Origin of the sequence: uncultured Marixanthomonas sp. (assembly GCF_963974425.1) — a bacterium.
Taxonomy (GTDB): domain Bacteria; phylum Bacteroidota; class Bacteroidia; order Flavobacteriales; family Flavobacteriaceae; genus Marixanthomonas.
This window is the reverse complement of record NZ_CAXBCK010000010.1, coordinates 14,455-33,913: the sequence shown is the minus strand read 5'-3', so window position 1 is coordinate 33,913 and position 19,459 is coordinate 14,455. Positions and strand designations below refer to the sequence as shown.

General features: G+C 35.6%; 12 protein-coding genes. All 12 read right to left on the bottom strand.

The genetic code is table 11. The features are described 5' to 3' along the window. Positions 1 to 94 precede the first annotated feature (94 nt). A complete protein-coding gene (locus tag AACZ92_RS04070; protein ID WP_339697409.1) occupies positions 95 to 991 on the bottom strand; it encodes a succinylglutamate desuccinylase/aspartoacylase family protein in 897 nt (298 codons plus the stop codon). A 52-nt stretch (positions 992 to 1,043) separates the two neighbouring features. Further along, a complete protein-coding gene (locus AACZ92_RS04065; RefSeq protein ID WP_339697407.1) occupies positions 1,044 to 2,096 on the bottom strand; it encodes a glutathione synthetase in 1,053 nt (350 codons plus the stop codon). 3 nt (positions 2,097 to 2,099) lie between these two features. Further along, positions 2,100 to 3,938, bottom strand: a complete 1,839-nt coding sequence (locus tag AACZ92_RS04060; RefSeq protein WP_339697405.1) for a tyrosine/phenylalanine carboxypeptidase domain-containing protein — start codon at positions 3,936 to 3,938, stop codon at positions 2,100 to 2,102. 150 nt (positions 3,939 to 4,088) lie between these two features. Then, positions 4,089 to 5,759, bottom strand: a complete 1,671-nt coding sequence (asnB, locus tag AACZ92_RS04055) for an asparagine synthase B (RefSeq protein WP_339697403.1) — start codon at positions 5,757 to 5,759, stop codon at positions 4,089 to 4,091. A 272-nt stretch (positions 5,760 to 6,031) separates the two neighbouring features. After that, entirely contained in the window at positions 6,032 to 6,556 is a 525-nt protein-coding gene (locus AACZ92_RS04050) for a hypothetical protein (RefSeq protein ID WP_339697401.1), read from the bottom strand. Positions 6,557 to 6,622: 66 nt separating this feature from the next. Further along, the gene (locus tag AACZ92_RS04045) at positions 6,623 to 9,037 is read right to left on the bottom strand and encodes a thiamine pyrophosphate-dependent enzyme (RefSeq protein ID WP_339697399.1); all 2,415 of its coding nucleotides are present in this window, start codon (positions 9,035 to 9,037) and stop codon (positions 6,623 to 6,625) included. A 172-nt stretch (positions 9,038 to 9,209) separates the two neighbouring features. After that, a complete protein-coding gene (locus tag AACZ92_RS04040) occupies positions 9,210 to 12,023 on the bottom strand; it encodes a metalloprotease (protein ID WP_339697397.1) in 2,814 nt (937 codons plus the stop codon). A gap of 109 nt (positions 12,024 to 12,132) precedes the next feature. Further along, on the bottom strand, positions 12,133 to 12,822 hold the full coding sequence (locus AACZ92_RS04035) for a TIGR00730 family Rossman fold protein (RefSeq protein WP_339697395.1): 690 nt from the start codon (positions 12,820 to 12,822) through the stop codon (positions 12,133 to 12,135). 91 nt (positions 12,823 to 12,913) lie between these two features. Then, the gene (uvrA, locus tag AACZ92_RS04030; RefSeq protein WP_339697393.1) at positions 12,914 to 15,748 is read right to left on the bottom strand and encodes an excinuclease ABC subunit UvrA; all 2,835 of its coding nucleotides are present in this window, start codon (positions 15,746 to 15,748) and stop codon (positions 12,914 to 12,916) included. A gap of 87 nt (positions 15,749 to 15,835) precedes the next feature. Next, positions 15,836 to 16,846, bottom strand: a complete 1,011-nt coding sequence (locus tag AACZ92_RS04025) for a hypothetical protein (protein WP_339697391.1) — start codon at positions 16,844 to 16,846, stop codon at positions 15,836 to 15,838. Between the two features lie 252 nt (positions 16,847 to 17,098). After that, on the bottom strand, positions 17,099 to 18,829 hold the full coding sequence (ggt, locus tag AACZ92_RS04020; RefSeq protein ID WP_339697389.1) for a gamma-glutamyltransferase: 1,731 nt from the start codon (positions 18,827 to 18,829) through the stop codon (positions 17,099 to 17,101). Beyond that, the gene (locus AACZ92_RS04015) at positions 18,826 to 19,410 is read right to left on the bottom strand and encodes an acyl carrier protein phosphodiesterase (RefSeq protein ID WP_339697387.1); all 585 of its coding nucleotides are present in this window, start codon (positions 19,408 to 19,410) and stop codon (positions 18,826 to 18,828) included. Before AACZ92_RS04015 ends, ggt begins: the two co-directional genes overlap by 4 nt. Positions 19,411 to 19,459: the final 49 nt, after the last annotated feature.

The following is a 19,459-nucleotide window of genomic DNA, read 5'->3' as shown; positions in this document are numbered from 1 at the left end:
GCAAGATAAAGGTTATAAATGCAACACAAGATTATAACCCAGTTTTTTCTTTTAAATTGTATAAAGAATACAGAGAAACAATGTTAGGCTAAAACTATACCTCTTTTACCACAAAAAAACCATCATTGCCTTGCTTTTGATATAGTGGCATGAAAATATAGGCCTCCCATTCACTTGTAACAGGTTTACCATTATGATGCGCTAATAACTCACCCTTTTTGATTTGCTGAAAATTTTTATAACCCGGTTCCATAGAAAAGGTGTCATCGTCTTTAAGTCCGTGGCGGTATTCAATTTCAAATGTTTTTTGATTTTCTTTTTGTTTCTGGAGTTTTGAAACTGATTCGGGAAACTTTGAAAGTTTATTTAAATCTAAATCACAAGCTTCTTGTAATGCAATCCAAATGGTACCTTCATGATTTATGATTGATTCTGGGTCATCATGTTGTCCAGCTTCCAATACAAAACCGGTTAAACCTTGTCGGCTCATATACCCATCTGTAGTTCCATAAACAATATCTGAAAACCCTCTAATTATGTGAGTAGGGAAGTGGTGCGCCCAACTATCGTTATCGTGTACATCTTGCACCGAAGCATACGGTAAACTATCTGATGACGTAGTGTGGCAATCTAAAAAATAGCGCTTTGTATACTCTGAAGCGGGATAGTTATTCAGCACTTCAATAATACTGAACATTTCCTCTTTTTCATTGGTGTCTGTAATATGGTTCTCAATAGTATCTTTCGTCCACGTGCGGTTTAAATCTTCGTCAATAAAACGAACCTCTTTGTTTAAAGCTTCATTATTACCAGAAACACCGATAATAGTCCCTTTAATGTCAGGTTTTGCAACTGAAAGTTCGGCAAAAACCTTTTCAAGAGCAATAATTCCGCTAGGTTCGTTACCGTGTATACCTGCGGTAACAAATAGCAGAGGTCCTTTATTGTTACTACTGTATTTTCCTATTATTCTTGGAATGTCTTTCTTCAAAATATATGTTTTTAAATTAAAAAACTATTACTAAATTTTGCCTACTGCGTTTCTAATCCATCGTGGCTAACTCTCTATTGGATAAGTTAGTTTCATAGTACTTTTTATACTCCATTTTTCGTTCAATAGCTTCAATTACAGTATCCGTAAAAGCGGGAAGACCAATGTCTTGGCAATAGTCTAAACCACCAGGGCTTAATACATTTATTTCAATGAGCTTATCTTTCACAATATCCAGCCCCACAAAAAAGAGCCCATCTTTTATTAATTTAGGCGCAGTCACATCAACAATGCGCTGCATTTCTGGGGTTAGCTTTGCTTTTTCAGCTTTGGCACCAAGAGCAAGATTACTTCTAAATTCTGAATCATCTTTGTTAACCCTTCTTATTACAGCTTGTTCACCATCTTCTTCTAAAATTTTTCCGTTCATTAAAATGACGCGCACATCTCCTTTTGAAACTTCAGGCAAAAATTCTTGCGCAATGACGTATCCTTTTTCTGTAATAGTTTCTATAATTTGGTTGAGGTTTTTCTTGTCTTTATCAATTAAATATACATTTTGACCTCCTGAACCTTCCAAGGGTTTTAAAACCATCTTTTTACCGTTGTCTTTCCAAAATTTCAATAAGTCTTCTTTGTTTCGGCTAATTAAGCTATTTGGCTTTATAATAGAAGGTAACTCTTCAAAATATAGTTTGTCAATAAAAGCGTGAGACATGGCGAAAGCATCGTTTAATACTAGAACGCCACTTTGTTGAATCATACGTGCAAATGCAATTCCACTATGTTCGGCCCAATGTCTATCGTCGGCTTCTTCCGTTGGATTATTCCGAAGAAAAAGGACATCAAGGTCAGAACTGCTTATCACTTTATATTTCAATTCTTCATCTTGCACGCGTTCCCAGAACTTATCTACGGTTCTAGACTTGGGGGTTTTTGGTACCTTTTTACAGCGTAAACTAATAGGTTTATCGTGGTGAAATATAAAATCACCCACACTCATCACGTACAAGTCGTGCCCTCTCTCATGTGCTTTTTTCATTAATACTACCGAAGTCCCAATGGCTTCAGATTCTATATCACTAATTACAAAACATATTTTCATTTTTTATATCATTTTAGAAAGGGCTAACCCTTGTTTAAGTTTATCAATTTTTTGTTTAAAGTCTTTTTGTTCTAAATACCTAGGTTTTAATTTAGGTGGTGTTAAAAGTCCCCTATCAGTTAAATCTTTAATCACATTAACGTGTTTTAAAGCAAACTTTCCAGCTAAGAGTGGTTCAAGTTCCCCGCCGTCAACTAAATAATCGCGAAGCTCTACCAGTCCTTTTAAGTAAATAATATCTTTTAAAAATCCGCCTCCTTGAAACATTCTAGAGGTAATATTAAAAGCAGGTTCTTTTGAAAATCCGTGGTTTGTATGTAACAAACTGAAAACTTGTTTAAAATCTGCCCCATCTAATAAGGCCTCTCCTGCTACTACCCGTCCAGCCAATACTCGAAGTCGGTTACTAGATAAACCACCAATTAAATATTCTGAAAGTACTGCAATTCCTTCCTGTAAGGCATCATAGTCGGCAAAACCAGCCGCCATTTGGCTTAATGACTGTTGGCTTCCATTATAATATGTTAAGGCATGAGTACCAATTTCGTGCTGTAATAATGCCGCAGCACCATTTTTTGTCATTTTATAATCTGAAGGCAAATACAATTCACCTTGCGAAACCATCATAATATTCACATCATCCCGAATGTGAATTTTCCCTTTATAATCTGGTGATTGTCTTCTAAAATATTCAAATTCTTTTTCGGCTATTTTAGCAAAATCTTTAGCACTAATGAGGAGCCTCTCTTCTTGTGTATGGTCTTCAGAAATATTTTGAAGAATAAGCTTAGCTTCGGTTAAAACATTTTTTTCAAGACCTTTATATAAACGTACACTGCTGTAAAAGAAATTTTTTGAATCGCGTTCTTTCAACATCGTAAGTTGATGATCTATTTCTTCTCTTTTTTCATCAAAGAGATAGGAAAGAGCGGGGTCATCAATTTCATCAATCCGTAAGTTGTATAATTTACGCTTTAGTATATCTGGATCTACAGGAAGTAACCGATAGTGGTATTTATTTATTTCTTCAAAATTGGTTTCAAAAAACCGTTCTCTAAGGGCTTGAATATTTACCGGGGCTACTAACAGTAAAAATTGGTAACTGGATTCAATTTCGGTAAGTTGTTTGTCAATTTTAAATACTTCACGATGAATATCTCGTTTTCCTAAAGCATGGTAATTAACCAGTTTTGAAGTTGTCTGTACTCTCACAAATTCAAAAATTGCTTTTTGAATGGCTTGAATAAAACTATCTCTAAATTTCCTAAAGTAAACAGGATACACATTATCATCGGCATTCCTGTAAACCGGTGGTACTTCCAGCCCAATCAATGTACCACCCTTTGATTTTATATCCTCAATACTGAAAAGAGGCGTTAACTCTTCGAGTTGACGTTGTTTGGTTTGTTCAATCCTTGCGTCTAGTTGTACGTTATACTTTCTACTCGGAATTTTACAGAGCTCGTCCTTTAATACATCTAACGAAACCGGTAATTTATGTGAAGGACCTCGAATTACAAATTCGATGCTATTAGTTTCTCCGCTGAAAACTTCTAACAGAATAAAAGAGCCAAATTTCGCCGCCATTTTCTCAGTGAGGTTTGAGATAAACTCTTGAAAAAAACTAAAATTTTCCTCTCCAATAATTAAATAAGAAGCCCCACTTCGAGCCAATCGCAAAGTAGCTTTATCATCTGGTTTTTTTCTATAAATAAGTAAGGATGGTACATCGTGCTCTAAAAATAAATAACCGTCATGTGGCAATGGACAAACGGTGCGTTCGCCAGGGGTTAAATCGTTTAAAATTTGTTCTGTTTTTTTTGAAGTTTCAGATACCTCCATTCTTTTTCTTATTGCTTGATATATTATTAATAATTCTATCTAAGCATAAGATAAAAAAACGCCTCGATGAGACCGAGACGTTTAAAAGTTATTTAACGCTAAATTAGCAACCAAAGAGCTTTTTGTTAAATTAATAGCTTCAAAAAATGATTACTTGCTATACGCATCACTATGTACATTGGCAACCGCTCGTCCGCTAGGATCGTTCATGTTTTTAAAACTTTCATCCCATTCTAACGCTGCAGGACTACTACAAGCTACTGAAGGAACAGAAGGAACACTCAAGGCAGCTGTATCACTAGGGAAGTGTTCTGTAAAAATAGATCGATAGTAAAATTCTTCTTTGCTGGTTGGAGTTTGTATTGGGAATTTATACTGTGCATTCTCCATTTGTTCATCAGATACTTTTTCATTTACCAATTCTTTTAATTTGTCAATCCAGCTATATCCTACACCATCACTAAATTGTTCTTTTTGGCGCCAAGCAACACTCTCGGGAAGCATATCTTCAAATGCTTTTCGCAGCACCCACTTTTCCATGCGCTCTCCATTGATCATTTTATCTTCAGGGTTTAGTCGCATTGCCACATCCATAAATTCTTTATCTAAAAACGGAACACGGCCTTCAATACCCCAAGCAGCTAGACTTTTATTGGCGCGAAGGCAATCGTATTGATGGAGCTTATCAAGCTTTCTAACGGTTTCTTTATGAAGTTCTTCAGCGTTTGGGGCTTTGTGAAAGTATAAATAGCCCCCAAATATTTCGTCGCTTCCTTCACCACTTAAAACCATTTTTATCCCTAACGCTTTGATAGCTCGAGCCATTAAAAACATAGGTGTAGAAGCTCGAATGGTTGTAATATCATAGGTTTCTAGATGGTAAATTACATCGCGAATGGCATCAACCCCTTCTTGAATGGTAAATTTTATTTCGTGATGCACAGTATCTAAATGATCGGCTACTTTTTGAGCGGCAGCAAGATCTGGGCTTCCTTCTAATCCAATGGCAAACGAATGTAATCTAGGATACCAAGCATTTTCTTTATCACCACTTTCAATACGTTTATCTGCATATTTTTTGGCAACAGCTGAGGTGATGGAAGAATCCAATCCGCCGGAAAGTAAGACCCCGTATGGCACATCACTCATTAATTGACGATGCACAGCGGCATCTAAAGCTTCACGCAATTCTTTAATGCTAGTTTCATTGTCTTTTACAGCTTCATATTCCATCCAATCGCGGGTGTACCATTTTCTTAAATCGCCTTCTTTGCTGTATAAGTAATGACCAGGAGGGAAGAGCTCGATTTTGGTACAGATACCTTCCAATGCTTTTAATTCTGAAGCTACGTAAAAAGTTCCATTTTGATCCCAGCCCATATACAATGGAATGATTCCCATATGGTCGCGGGCGATTAAATACTCATCATTTTCAACATCATAAATGGCAAAACCGAAGATTCCATTTAGTTCATCTAAAAATTTGCCTCTTTTTTCTTTGAAAAGGGGTAAGATTACTTCACAATCAGATTTTGTTTGAAATTCATACTTCCCTTCAAACTGCTTGCGTAGCTCCAAGTGATTATAAATTTCACCATTGGCAGCCAATACAAACTTCTTGTCTTTACTGAAAAGCGGCTGTTTTCCTGAAGTAGGATCTACAATTGCTAAACGCTCGTGCGCCATAATGGCTTTATCATTATCAAAAATTCCACTCCAATCCGGCCCTCGGTGGCGGATGCATTTACTCATTGATAAAATTTGCAGACGCAAGGCTTCTGCTGGTTCTTTTAGTTTAAAGGCACATACAATTCCACACATAATTTCTATATTTTATTGGTTAGTAGTTTTAAAACACAAAAAAACCCGTCAAGTTAAAAAACCTGACGGGCTATATATCGCGACAAGTTTTTGCTACGGCAACGGGTTATTATTATTGTTGTTATTTAAGTTGAAAAGTAACATACTACTTGTTTTGTCTTTTATGATTATTTGTAAATATTCATTAAAAAAAATGAGGATTCCAAATTTTATTTGTAAAATTTTTAATTTTTTTTAGTAAAAATAGCTTTTAAATGCTTTAAAGTAAAGGTCTAGCGGTCAAATAAAATTATTTCAATTGGGAGTGCTTCTTCTGGAATTTGATTTCCATTTATATCGTAAAAAGCATGTTGAACTCTCGTATCTTTTCTGAGGTGAATACGATAAATTTCTCTTTTCTGAATATAAACCGTAATAAAATCGGCATAATCTGCTTCAAAATCTTTGTAATCAAATTGAAGTTTCAACCGGACTGTTTCAGGAATATTATCTGCTTGCATATATTTTGAATGAAATATCAAGGTACCGTCTGGAAGATAAGAAGCTGAAGAACCAGAGCTTCCGTTTTCTTCGAATTTTGAAATATATCGTATAGCAGTAGAATCAGTGTTATTAAATTCCTTTTGAAGCTGCCATTCAGAGATAAATCCACTAGGAAATAATGTATCTTGATTGGTCAAAACTTCTTGTGGAACATCAGATTCTGCAATAGTTGGTTGATCCAAATTGGCATCTTGGGCGTTCGTAAATAAAGGAATGAGAAGTAATGCTAAAATTAGTAAAGTACTGTTTTTCATAGTCGTTATCTTTATAAATTCAATAAAAGATACAAATATAACAGCTAGAAAAACAGTGCTTTATGACTATCTTAACTTTGGAAAGTCTTCTGGGTTTGCTTCGTGAATAATGGCATATACCTTTTCAAAAATATCTTCTACAGATGGTTTTGTAAAATAATCACCATCGGTTCCATACGCTGGACGGTGCGCTTTTGCAGTCAACGTTTGTGGTTTGCTATCTAAATGGCGATATCCATTCTGCTTTTCTACAATAGTATTTAAAATATATGCAGCAGCACCTCCCGGTACATCTTCATCTACCACTAATAATCTATTGGTTTTGGCGACACTTTTTACCATATCCTCATTAAGATCGAGCGGAAGTAAGGATTGTACATCGATAATTTCAGCATTAATACCCACTTGCTGTAATTCTTTAGCAGCTTCTTCAACAACGCGAAGTGTACTTCCGTAGGAAACCAGCGTGATATCTTCACCTTCTTTTATGGTTTCAACTACACCAATTGGTGTGCGGAATTCACCCAAATTATTAGGCATCTTTTCTTTTAATCGGTAGCCGTTTAAACATTCGACAATTAAAGCAGGTTCGTCAGTTTCTAACAACGTATTGTAAAAACCGGCAGCTTTAGTCATATTTCTAGGAACTAAAATATACATACCACGCAAAAGATGAATTAACCCACCCATTTGCGAACCACTGTGCCAAATACCTTCAAGACGGTGTCCTCTTGTACGAACAATTAACGGTGCTTTTTGCGTACCGTTCGTTCGGTAACGAAGTGTTACCAAGTCATCACTCATAATTTGCAGACAGTACAGCACATAATCTAAATACTGGATTTCGGCGATAGGGCGGAGGCCCCTCATAGCCATCCCGATACCTTGTCCTAAAATAGTCGCTTCACGAATACCTACGTCGGCAACTCGTAATGCTCCATATTTTTCTTGCATGCCTTCCAAACCTTGATTTACATCACCAATTTCACCACTATCTTCACCAAAAATTAGCGTGTCTGGATGCTTACTGAAAATAGCATCAAAATTATCACGAAGTACCACACGACCATCAACATCTTTTGCGTCATCATTATAATCTGGTTTTACTTCGGAAATTGTTTTTGCATTCTCTTCTGCTTCAGAATATAAATGAGCGCTGTATTTTGGCTGAATTAACTCGTAGTAGTTCTCAATCCAATCGATTAGTTGTCTTTTTTCTGAAGAATCTTCAGTAGTAACATATCGAAGTGATTTTCTCGCAGCACCTAATATTGTTTTACGAAGTGGTTCTGTATCAGAAGCTAAATCGTTCTTTATTTTTTCAATGAAGTTTTTATTCTGGCTGCTTTCGGCTAAGTTACCTAAAAGTGTTACCGCTTCTTTTTGTTCTTTCTTTTGTGGTGCTAAAAAGGCTTTTAACGCTGCTTTTTTACCATCACGAACTTCTTTTTTGATTACTTTTTCTATTTCAGAAAGCTCTTCGTCTGTAGCGATATCATTTTCAATCATCCACTTACGCATCTGTACATTACAGTCGTGCTCGGCTTCCCACTCTAAACGTTCTTTGCTTTTATACCGTTCGTGACTACCACTAGTACTGTGACCTTGTGGTTGAGTCAATTCTTGCACGTGAATTAAAACAGGGACGTGCTCTTCACGAGCTATTTTACTTGCTTTTTGATATGCTTCTATTAATTCTGGATAGCTCCATCCTTTCACACGGATAATTTCGTAACCTTCTTCATTTTCGGTACGTTGAAATCCTTTTAATATTTCAGAAATATTCTCTTTAGTAGTTTGGTGTTTTGCGTGAACCGAAATTCCGTATTCATCATCCCAAACATTAACAACCATAGGTACTTGCAATACACCCGCGGCATTGATAGTTTCCCAAAACAGGCCTTCACTCGTACTAGCGTTACCAATGGTACCCCAAGCAACTTCATTTCCGTTGATAGAGAAATTGGTTTTATCTTTAATGCCCTTAACGTTTCTGAAAATTTTTGAAGCTTGTGCTAATCCTAATAAACGTGGCATTTGACCTGCTGTAGGAGAAATATCGGCACTACTATTTTTTTGAGCGGTTAAGCTTTTCCAACTTCCGTCTTTGTTTAAACTATGCGTTGCAAAATGACCACCCATTTGGCGTCCAGCGCTCATTGGGTCTGCATCAAGATCTGAATGACCATACAGGCCTGCAAAAAATTGTTGAATGGTTAATTGACCAATCGCCATCATAAATGTTTGGTCACGATAGTAACCGCTTCGCCAATCGCCATTTTTAAATGCTTTGGCCCAAGCCAACTGTGGTACTTCTTTACCATCACCAAAGATTCCGAATTTTGCCTTTCCAGTTAAAACTTCACGACGACCTAAAAGGCTGCATTCGCGGCTAGTTACAGCGAGTTTATAATCAGTAAGCACTTCAGTTTTAAAATCTTCGAAGGAAAGGTCACTATTGGTTTTTGGCTCTGTTTGCATAGTCTAAATTTTGAGTTACAAAAGTAGCGAAAACCACCGAATTTTGCAATGCTTGTTTGTTGTTAGATTGTTAGTAATGAATACTAAAAATTATGAATTTATTAATTTGAAGTGTTATTTTAACGAATTTACTATAAAAGGTTAAAATAATTTTTTCTAAAAAGATGTCTTTTTAGTACCATTTTCGGGTAAATAAGCCCAATAATGTTCTTAGGTCAAGTGTTACAATGAAGCGAATGCGTTGATCGTAATTTTCGAGTCCGGGTTCCCAACCTAAATTAGAATACAGCGGGAAGTAAAGCTCAAAATAATCTGCAACCAAACTTAAACGAATTCCGGTATCGAACACCGCTTGCGTGCCTCGGTCTGTATTATGAATTAAGCCTGCATCTCCATATGCATAAACCCATTTCCATATATTGGTACTTGCATTTAACGTAGTTATCCAACTATTGGCAAATTTTGGTTTAAGTTGAGATTTAAATCCGCCTTCAGCAACAATTAATTGCTGACTAAAAAGACCGCTTTCTTCACTTCTTCCGTAGTAATTGTAATCAAAAAGGTAATCAGTAGGTCTATCTAATGCGAAACTGAAAAAGTCTTCATTTTCTCTGGTATCATTGAAAAGGAAGGCACCCGCGAAAAAACGAACGTTTAATTGGCGGTTGTTTAAAAACAGTTTCCGGTACTCAAACGTGGTAGATATTTTACTGAATTTTGATGAGATTTCATAATCGACCGACCCTTTAAAATAGTTAATCAAGTTGGGATTCGAGTATACGTACTGAAGGTTAAAAACACTATAATTTGGTTCTTGTTCAGGATCGTTTGGATTTTCATCCCGGATTACATTTACACTTCTAAGGTTGATAAACTGCTTTTCATTGTCACGCAAATCCTTGTTGCGGAAAGCAAAGGTCATAAACGGTGTATAGCGTCTATAAAACAAATCTCGGTCATACGAGAAATAACTTCCAGAAAAACCATATCGCATAGAATATAGCGATTCTTTATCTAAATTTTGAGTGTAAACAAGAGACCCGCTCCCGATTATGGTATTAGATTTAAGCCCAATTTGTGGTGTTAACTTATAATGAAACCCTTTAGCTAATACGGTTTTATTATACACTTTTGGCCCTACTACAAAGCCGTCGTATAAGTTGTATTGAAATTCAGGCATAAAAAACACCTGATTGTAACGAGAGTCACCAACATCTTGAAACAACCTAAACTGAAACGGTCTGTTTAACAACCCCTTTACAGCTTTGTAATTATTACGTTGATTGTATTCTGGAATGGTTTTTTCGAAATTTAAAACAAGTTTTCTTACATTTTTTTTAGGTACAGTAACCGTTGCGGTGCTATCAATTGGCAAAAGCCACTTTTTAAATAGAACACTGTCTTTGTTAATTCCGTAAAGGGAAACCGGCATGCTGTTTTTACGAGTATTCTTAACAGTTACTTTAAGCGAATCTTCTAATTTTTCAACTTTTTTTATTCTGAAATCAATAGTAGTACGAGAATCTATATAATCTGTAAAGAACCAATTGATGGGTAAATTTGTGTTTTTCTGAAACGCTTCTTGAAAAGCAACTGGCTTAATTGGTTTTAATTTATTTTCAGAATAAAACTCTTTAATACTTTCTGAAACCGTTTCTTTTCCTAGATAATCGGAGAGGTATCTTAATCCATACCCACCATAATAGTCGTTTGCAATGTTTTTATTGAATTTTAATAGCGAATCGCGAGAAGTTGTTAAGGCTTGCTGTAAGTTGTTTCGTGCGACATTTTGGTATAACAATGGATATTGATCGTTAAACTCTAAATCAGCTGCATGCGCCCAACGAATTACCCAAAAATTACTTAAGCTACCTAAAATTTTCATTTTAGGGTAATAGGTGTCTACATATTCCATCATTAAATGGATTTGTAACGCACCAATTAACCAACTGTCTTTACGTGGGTTGAGTGAAAGAGAAGATTCTATATATTTTCTTGTTATGGATTTAAGTTGCTCCATATCATACTCAAAACCAGCAGGGAAGGGGCTGATGAAATCAGGAAGTTGATTTAAGCCATATACAGGGCTGTTACGATATTCAACTTCACTAATAACCATTTTTTTAAATGGATACTCACCAAGATTGTTATCTAAAAAATGAACTATTCTATCAATTGAAAGAGCAGTAATTTGCGGAGAAACCTTTTCATCTTTTAAGTTGGTAACAAGGGTAAGTTTATCGGTTTCAATAGTCTCAAAGGAGTTTTGTTTTTCAATATAAATTGTAGCTTGATTTCGTTGCTTGCCTTGTAATAAAACGGTTTTTTGATTTTCAGATATCGTTTCAGAAACTATATTGAAGTCTGAAGTGAGTGTATATTCTTGAGGTATTTTAAAGTTTATTGAAAAAGAGGAAGGCGTTAAAAAGAGGTCATCCGTATTTTTATTACTATATACTTGCCAGTCTCCATCAAAAACCGCAGGAGAGATGTACCAATATTTAAGTTTATAATTGTTATTAGCAGTTACTCCAAATCGAGTAAATTTGGTATTTGGCAACTTTACAGAGTACATTAAATTAACGGTATACGTTTCCCCAGGCATTATTGGGTTTTGGGGTGTAATTTTAATGATATCTGCTGCTTTATTGCGATCCCAAACAACAGGATTATTGCTGTTGTCTGTTATACTATGAAGGTCTGTTCTTCCGCGGTCTTCTTTTTTTTCAAAATGAAAAGAGCTATTATAGTTTTCAGCAAAACGTTTTGCTAATGGAGTGGTTTTATTTGAAAAACTATTGGCCCAATCGTTTAAATAAACTTCATTCCAAGCTTTGTTTGAGTTGTTTTCAAACACTATTTGCTGGTTTATTTGGATGCTTTTAGTTTCTGGTTTTAATTCTGCATCAATAGATATATCATATTGAGCGGACATACTGACCACAAACAAGAAACAGATACTGGTTATGAAGTTTTTTATTTTCAAGAAATTTTTATGAGGTTATAGTGTTTTTAAAATCTAAAAGACTTTGTTGTATTACATTAAATAACAGATGAAAAACGTAAATAGAGGAAGAATATTGATTTTGAATATTTTAGAAGTTAGGACTTAGATTATACTCATTATAAAACTGATTTAGTATATCGAGCACTTCATCTTCATTGTCAACAATGTGAACCAATTCTAGGTCTTCTTTACTAACATTATTATTAGCTTCTAGCAGGGTTCCTTTTACCCAATCCCATAATCCGCCCCAAAACTTAGTTCCTACAAGAATTATAGGGAATTTATCTATTTTATGCGTTTGTATAAGCGTTAGTGCTTCAAAAAATTCATCTAATGTTCCAAAACCACCGGGCATAACCACGAAGCCTTGTGAATATTTAACGAACATTACTTTACGCACAAAAAAGTAATCAAAATCAATACTTTTATCGCTATCAATATAGGGGTTGTCATGTTGCTCAAAAGGTAATGTGATATTTAGGCCTACAGATGTTCCTCCAGCCAAATGAGCACCTTTATTACCAGCTTCCATAATACCTGGTCCACCACCGGTAATAACGCCATAGCCATTGTTTGTTATTTTTTCAGCGATGCGTTCGGCTAGTTTGTAATATTCGTGGTCTGGTTTAGTACGGGCCGAACCAAAAATAGAAACGCAAGGGCCAATTTTGCTGAGCTTTTCGTACCCATTTACAAATTCACCCATTATCTTGAAAATAGCCCAAGAGTCATTGGTTTTTACTAAGTTCCAGTTTTTATTTTTTTGTTCGTTTCTCATAATTTATAATCTGTAGTTTTCTTTGAATGTAAAATAGGTGCTTGAATTAATTTTTTTACAACTATTTTATGATTCAATTACCAGCTTTTGCTCACGAATGTAATTCTTTTTTAAGAAAATGAGCCGTATGGCTTTTTTTGTTTTTAATAATTTCCTCGGGAGTACCTTTTGCAATTACTTTTCCTCCTTTTTTTCCACCTTCTGGACCAATATCTATAATATAATCCACCGTTTTTATAACATCTAGATTATGCTCTATGATGAGTACTGTATTGCCCTTTTTTACCAATTTGTTTAATACTAACATTAATACTCTAATGTCTTCAAAATGTAAACCAGTTGTAGGCTCATCAAGGATGTAAAAGGTGTTTCCTGTGCCACGTTTTGAAAGTTCTGTAGCAAGTTTTACACGCTGTGCCTCTCCACCAGATAGGGTTGTAGATTGTTGTCCCAATGTAATATAACCTAAACCAACATCTTGTATGGTTTTAAGTTTCCTGTAAATTTTTGGGATATGCTCAAAAAACTCACATGCTTCATTAATGGTCATACTTAACACATCGTAAATTGAGTTTCCTTTATATCGAATCTCTAATGTTTCACGGTTAAAGCGTTTCCCTTGGCATGTTTCGCATTCTACATACACATCCGGTAGAAAGTTCATTTCAATAACCTTTAAACCAGCTCCTTTACAGGTTTCACAACGCCCGCCTTTAACATTAAAGCTAAAACGTCCCGGTTTATAACCCCGGATCATAGATTCAGGGATTTTGGCGAATAAACTCCGTATTTCTGAAAAAACACCGGTGTATGTCGCGGGGTTGGAACGTGGCGTACGGCCAATGGGCGATTGGTTAATATCAATCACTTTGTCAAGATGCTCTAACCCTTCAATTTTTTTATACGGCATGGGTTTTTTAACACCATTGTATATTTCGGCATTTAGAATAGGGTAGAGGGTTTCATTAATTAACGTAGATTTTCCACTTCCTGAAACGCCTGTAACTCCAATCATAGTTCCTAAAGGAAACTCGACCGTTACATTTTTCAAGTTGTTTCCGGTGGCTCCTGAAAGCTTTAAGGTTTTTCCGTTTCCTTCCCGTCTTTTCTTGGGGATTTCAATTTCCTTGCTACCGCTTAGGTATTCGGCTGTGAGAGTTTTATGTTTTAATATTTCCGAAGGGGTTCCTTCTGAAACTATTTCACCACCATGTTTCCCTGCCGCTGGACCAATATCTATCACATAATCGGCGCTTTCAATCATGTCTTTGTCGTGTTCCACCACGAGCACCGAATTGCCAATATCTCGAAGAGAAACCAACGATTCAATTAGTTTTTCATTATCGCGTTGATGCAGACCAATACTTGGTTCATCTAAGATATAAAGAACACCAACTAATTGAGACCCAATTTGCGTAGCTAACCTAATACGTTGGGCTTCCCCACCGGAAAGTGATTTTGAGCTTCTGTCGAGCGCTAGATAGGTTAGTCCTACATCGACCAAAAACTGGATACGTGTTCGTACTTCTTTTATAATTTCAGAACCGATTTTAAGCTGTGTTTCGCTTAAGTCTTTTTCAATATTTTTAAACCAGCTTGCCAGCTCTATAATATCCATATGAGCAAGCTCGGCTATGTTTTTATCGTTCACTTTAAAAAATAGGGACTCTTTTCGCAATCGGCTTCCTTCGCATTCTGGACAAAGTACTTTATCCATATATTCTTTTGCCCAGCGTTGTAACGACCTAGATTCGTTTGCTTCAAAAGTATTTTGCAAAAAAGTAGCGACTCCTTCAAAATCTATTTTATATTTTCGGGTAATCCCAAGAGTTTTTGAGTCTACTTCAAAAGCTGAATTTCCACCGTGGAAAATCATTTCTTTCGCTTCTTCAGGAATTTTACTGAATGGATCACTTAATTCAAAATCAAACTTCTGTGCAATCAATTCAAGTTGTTTAAACACCCAATTTTTCTTTTGAGGGCCGTGTGGTGCCAACGCTCCTTTCTTGATTGATAAGCTATCATCTGGAACAATTTTATTGCGGTTTACTTCATATAAAGTCCCTAGCCCTTTACAATTTGGGCACATTCCTTTCGGGGAATTGAATGAGAAGTTATTCGGCTCGGGATTGGGGTACGAAATGCCAGTAGTAGGACACATTAACGAACGACTAAAAAATCGAGCTTTATTGGTCTCGTTATCCAAAACCATTAGCACATCATCGCCGTGATACATTGCGGTATTGATGGTTTCGCTAAGACGTTTGCTGTTTTCTGTTGCAGTTGAAACTTTTAAGCGATCAATTACAATCTCGATATCGTGGGTTTTATAGCGGTCTGTGCGCATTCCCTTTACAATATCTTTCACCTCGCCGTCAACTCTAACTTTTACAAAACCTTGCTTGGCAATTTGCTCAAAAAGTTCACGGTAGTGACCTTTTCTAGAGCGGATAACTGGAGCTAGAACGCTAATTTTTTTTCCATTAAACTCTTCAATAATCAAATTTTTAATCTGCTCATCGCTATAACTCACCATTTTTTCGCCTGTATTATAACTATACGCATCGCTGGCACGTGCATATAACAAACGAAGAAAATCATAAATTTCGGTAATGGTACCTACGGTAGATCGTGGGCTTTTACTGGTGGTTTTTTGTTCAATAGCAATAACAGGAGAGAGTCCATCAATTTTATCGACATCTGGACGTTCTAAATTTCCTAAAAATTGGCGAGCGTAGGCAGAGAATGTTTCAATGTATCTTCGTTGACCTTCTGCGTAGATAGTATCAAAAGCCAATGAAGATTTTCCGCTACCAGATAAACCAGTAATGACAACCAACTTATCCCTCGGAATTTTAACATCTATGTCCTTTAAATTATGAACACGTGCCCCTAAAACTTCAATAAAATCATCATTTTTTGCCATAGTTTGCAAAGGTACTCATTTGAACTGAAATTTTAGAACTTGGTTTGGCTTGCTTCTAATGTTTTTCTGAAGAAAAAAAACTCATTATTAGTTAATTGAGTTATTCAAAAAGCGGAAAAAAGTTGTGCTTATAAAGAAAACAACACTGATTACAAATGCATAGCTAATAATTAATGACAATATACTTAGGCTGAACAGAAAATACGCCAAAGGAAGCAACACACCAAAAAACACCAATACTAAAAAGATAACATATAAGTAACGAGAAATAGATGGAAGTTTTTCTGATGATTTTTCTTGAAGTTGATATAGTTTTGGTAAAACGTTATTGGTCATGTATTCTCCTAATTTTGATAAAAAAACCTCATTAAATGATGAATCTTCAAACTCTTTACTATCTATAGAATTAGCAAGCATCATAATTTTTTCTTGATGCCTTTCGTAGATAGCTTCAAGGTCTAATGCGTCTTTATATGCTCCATATTTGTAACCAAAATAGTACCACAGTCCAGACCCACATTTATGTTCTAACCATTTTTGAATAAGGTCTTTTTTATAAAATTCTGGTTTAGTAATAATTTCGGGGATGTGTTTTTGCTTTACATCTGTTTGTACTAGTGATTTTAGTTCTAGATAGAGATTTTCAGTATCGGCATAATTGTTTTTTTCTTGTAAAAACTCAATTGCTAATTTTGATTTTCCCTTATAAAACTCTTTGACTTGAAAAAAGGTAAGTCCGGAAAATTCTTCATCAATGTACTCCTTCAATCCAGGTAACCACATTTTTGATTGAAGTAAAATCTCTATGATTTCTCTAAAAGCATGCATTTTCTGGTTTAAGACTTCTATACCACTAACTCCAATTTCTTTGTCTTTTTTTAAATTAACCGTTAATAAGATTAAGTACAACAAAATAAAAACAGATAGAAAACCACTAATAGCAATAAATATTGGAGAAAGATCAATTAATTGTTTTTCAAACTGAAGCAATAAGGTAGTTTTCTGCCAAAGAATAAAAGTTAGTCCAATACAAAGAAGCCCACTAAACACTAGTGGAATGAGAGTGTGTAAATCTTTAATAAAAGATCTCTTCTTCATAGGGGCTCGGCAAATAAATAGTTTTAGTGTAAAAGCAAAGGAAACTCGTGACAAACCAACTACAATGTAGGGCTTGTATTAAAATAGATAAATGGTAAAATTTTGTGTGATATAATTTAGGCTCCCCAGCTTTTTTTATACTTATTTAACTCTCTCAAAATTAACTAATTTTCTTACAAATTGTAGTATAATACTTACAATTAGATATAAGGTTAAAAAGTATCGATTAAGTGTTGATGTTTTCTGCTTATTTTAAAAACCTTTGGCGGTATCATCACCTCTTTTATCGGCACCACCCTCTAATTTTCCATTTGGTAATACTAAAATAGCATCTACTTTTCCTATAACGGGAGTCTCTTTTTTATTAATAATATAACCTTTTGTTTGTAGGCTATCCATTAATTTTTCTGAAAACCCTTGAGGTTCAAATATAATTTCATCTGGGAACCATTGATGGTGAAAACGCGGGGCATCCACAGCTTGTTGCATGTCCATATTAAATTCTGATACATTTAGGATAGTCTGCAACACAGAAGTAATAATAGTAGAGCCACCCGGAGTACCAACACTCATCCAGAGGCTATCATTTTTTTCAATAATAGTGGGCGTCATAGAACTTAACATACGTTTTTGAGATTCTATGGCATTTGCTTCGCCACCAATTAGGCCAAACATATTAGGTTCTCCTGGCTTGGCGCTAAAGTCGTCCATTTCATTGTTTAAGAAAAACCCCAAGTCTTTTACATATAATTTTGAACCAAAAGCAGCATTTAGCGTTGTCGTGACTGCAACAGCATTTCCTAACTGATCAACTATTGAATAATGCGTTGTTTCAGTGCTTTCATAACCTTGTACATTACCAGGATTTATTTCCGTTGAAGGTGTTGCGACTTCAAAAGAAAAATTATCCATTCTTCGCTTTGCATAGTTTTTTGATAATAAAGAATCGGTGGGAATAGTTATAAAATCTGGATCGCCCAGATAATGACTTCTATCTGCATACGCTCTGCGTTCTGCTTCGGTAAGTAATTGAATATATTTAGCCGAATTGTGCCCATACGTTTCAATGGGGTACGGCTCAATCATATTTAAAATCTGCCCCAACACAACTCCACCGCTTGAAGGAGGCCCCATGGAAATTACTTTTAAATCTTTGTACTCAAAAACAACGGGTTCGCGCCATTCAGCTTCATAGCTTTCAAGGTCTTTTTGAGTGATAATGCCTCCTTTTTTCTGAATAAAATTAACTAACGTTTTTGCTGTTTCCCCTTCATAAAAACCAGCTAATCCCTTTTTTACAATTCGAGATAAAGTGTTTGCCAACGCTTTGTTTTTTAACGTATCTCCGGCACTATAGGTTTTAGTGTAGATGGATTCTTCACTATTTACTTTTTTAAAAATAGGACCGTACTCGTTAAAACGCTTTACTTGGCTTTCGGTTAATGAAAACCCATTTGTAGCGAGGTCTATTACTGGTTGTAAAATAACTTCCATAGGTAAAGAACCCAGTTTTTCATGAACTGCAAAAATACCAGCAATGGTTCCTGGAACGCCAACAGCCAAACCTCCTGTTTTACTTTCTTCGGTATTGTACACTCCATTTTCATCCAAATACATATCGCGGCTAGCCCTCTTGGGAGCTTTTTCACGGTAATCGATGCTTCCTAATTCGCCGTATTGGGTTCTGTACACTATAAATCCGCCACCACCCAGATTTCCTGCATAGGGATAGGTTACGGCCAGTGCCATTTCGGTAGCGATCATCGCATCAAAAGCATTACCACCTTTTTTTAAGATTTCGACTCCAATTTTTGAAGCTTCTTCACGAGCAGAAACAACCATAGCACTATCGGCAATGACTGCTTTCTTTACAGGCTTTTTTGTTATTTCTTGTTTGGTTTCTTCTTGAAGTTCTTTTACTTGAGGTACTTCTTTACACGATATAATTAGTAAAAAGAAAAAAAGATAGGGGAGTGCTTTCATAATTCTTTTAGTTTTTCTTCTGAAAATAGTATTAGCTCATCAAAAAAGGAAGTGAATTCGGCTTCAAATTCATCGTAATATTGTTCGAGTTCCAATACGGCAAAATTCATTTTAGATTTTCCTTTGGTGCGAACATTCATTTGGTCTAAAATGGTGCTAATACCACGAACGGTAGCATAGCTCAACAACCAATTGTCTGCAATCATATACGGCATCATACGTTGAATGCGTGTAGGTAGCATTGCAAAGTTACTCCGAAGTAAATCATAAAAATTTTCTACATACACATCTAGTGGAAGCTTATGATATTGGTTCCAATTTTTAGCTAAAAAGTGATCGTATAGAATATCGACAATTACTCCGCTGTAGTGACTGTAGTTCTCGTGAAGTCTCGCTGTACTTTGCCGTACCGTAGGATGACTATCAGTAAAGGTGTCTATCTCACGATGTAATAAAATACCTTTCTGAATGTTAGAAGGATATTTTTTATACTTTTTACCTTTAATGCCATCGGCAATGAAGTTTCCTATGGTTATACCTTCATCTTCACTAGAAAGATAGATGTGTGCTAAAAAATTCATCGGTACAATTTACAAAATCATGAGGTAGTAATGCATCTTAAAAAAAGTA

What these genes read in the sequence shown, in the direction of transcription:
- AACZ92_RS04065 (WP_339697407.1), bottom strand. Translation starts at nt 2,096, where the DNA reads ATGAAAATATGTTTTGTAATTAGTGATATAGAATCTGAAGCCATTGGG.
- AACZ92_RS04060 (WP_339697405.1), bottom strand. Translation starts at nt 3,938, where the DNA reads ATGGAGGTATCTGAAACTTCAAAAAAAACAGAACAAATTTTAAACGAT.
- asnB (WP_339697403.1), bottom strand. Translation starts at nt 5,759, where the DNA reads ATGTGTGGAATTGTATGTGCCTTTAAACTAAAAGAACCAGCAGAAGCC.
- AACZ92_RS04050 (WP_339697401.1), bottom strand. Translation starts at nt 6,556, where the DNA reads ATGAAAAACAGTACTTTACTAATTTTAGCATTACTTCTCATTCCTTTA.
- AACZ92_RS04045 (WP_339697399.1), bottom strand. Translation starts at nt 9,037, where the DNA reads ATGCAAACAGAGCCAAAAACCAATAGTGACCTTTCCTTCGAAGATTTT.
- AACZ92_RS04035 (WP_339697395.1), bottom strand. Translation starts at nt 12,822, where the DNA reads ATGAGAAACGAACAAAAAAATAAAAACTGGAACTTAGTAAAAACCAAT.
- uvrA (WP_339697393.1), bottom strand. Translation starts at nt 15,748, where the DNA reads ATGGCAAAAAATGATGATTTTATTGAAGTTTTAGGGGCACGTGTTCAT.
- AACZ92_RS04025 (WP_339697391.1), bottom strand. Translation starts at nt 16,846, where the DNA reads ATGAAGAAGAGATCTTTTATTAAAGATTTACACACTCTCATTCCACTA.
- ggt (WP_339697389.1), bottom strand. Translation starts at nt 18,829, where the DNA reads ATGAAAGCACTCCCCTATCTTTTTTTCTTTTTACTAATTATATCGTGT.
- AACZ92_RS04015 (WP_339697387.1), bottom strand. Translation starts at nt 19,410, where the DNA reads ATGAATTTTTTAGCACACATCTATCTTTCTAGTGAAGATGAAGGTATA.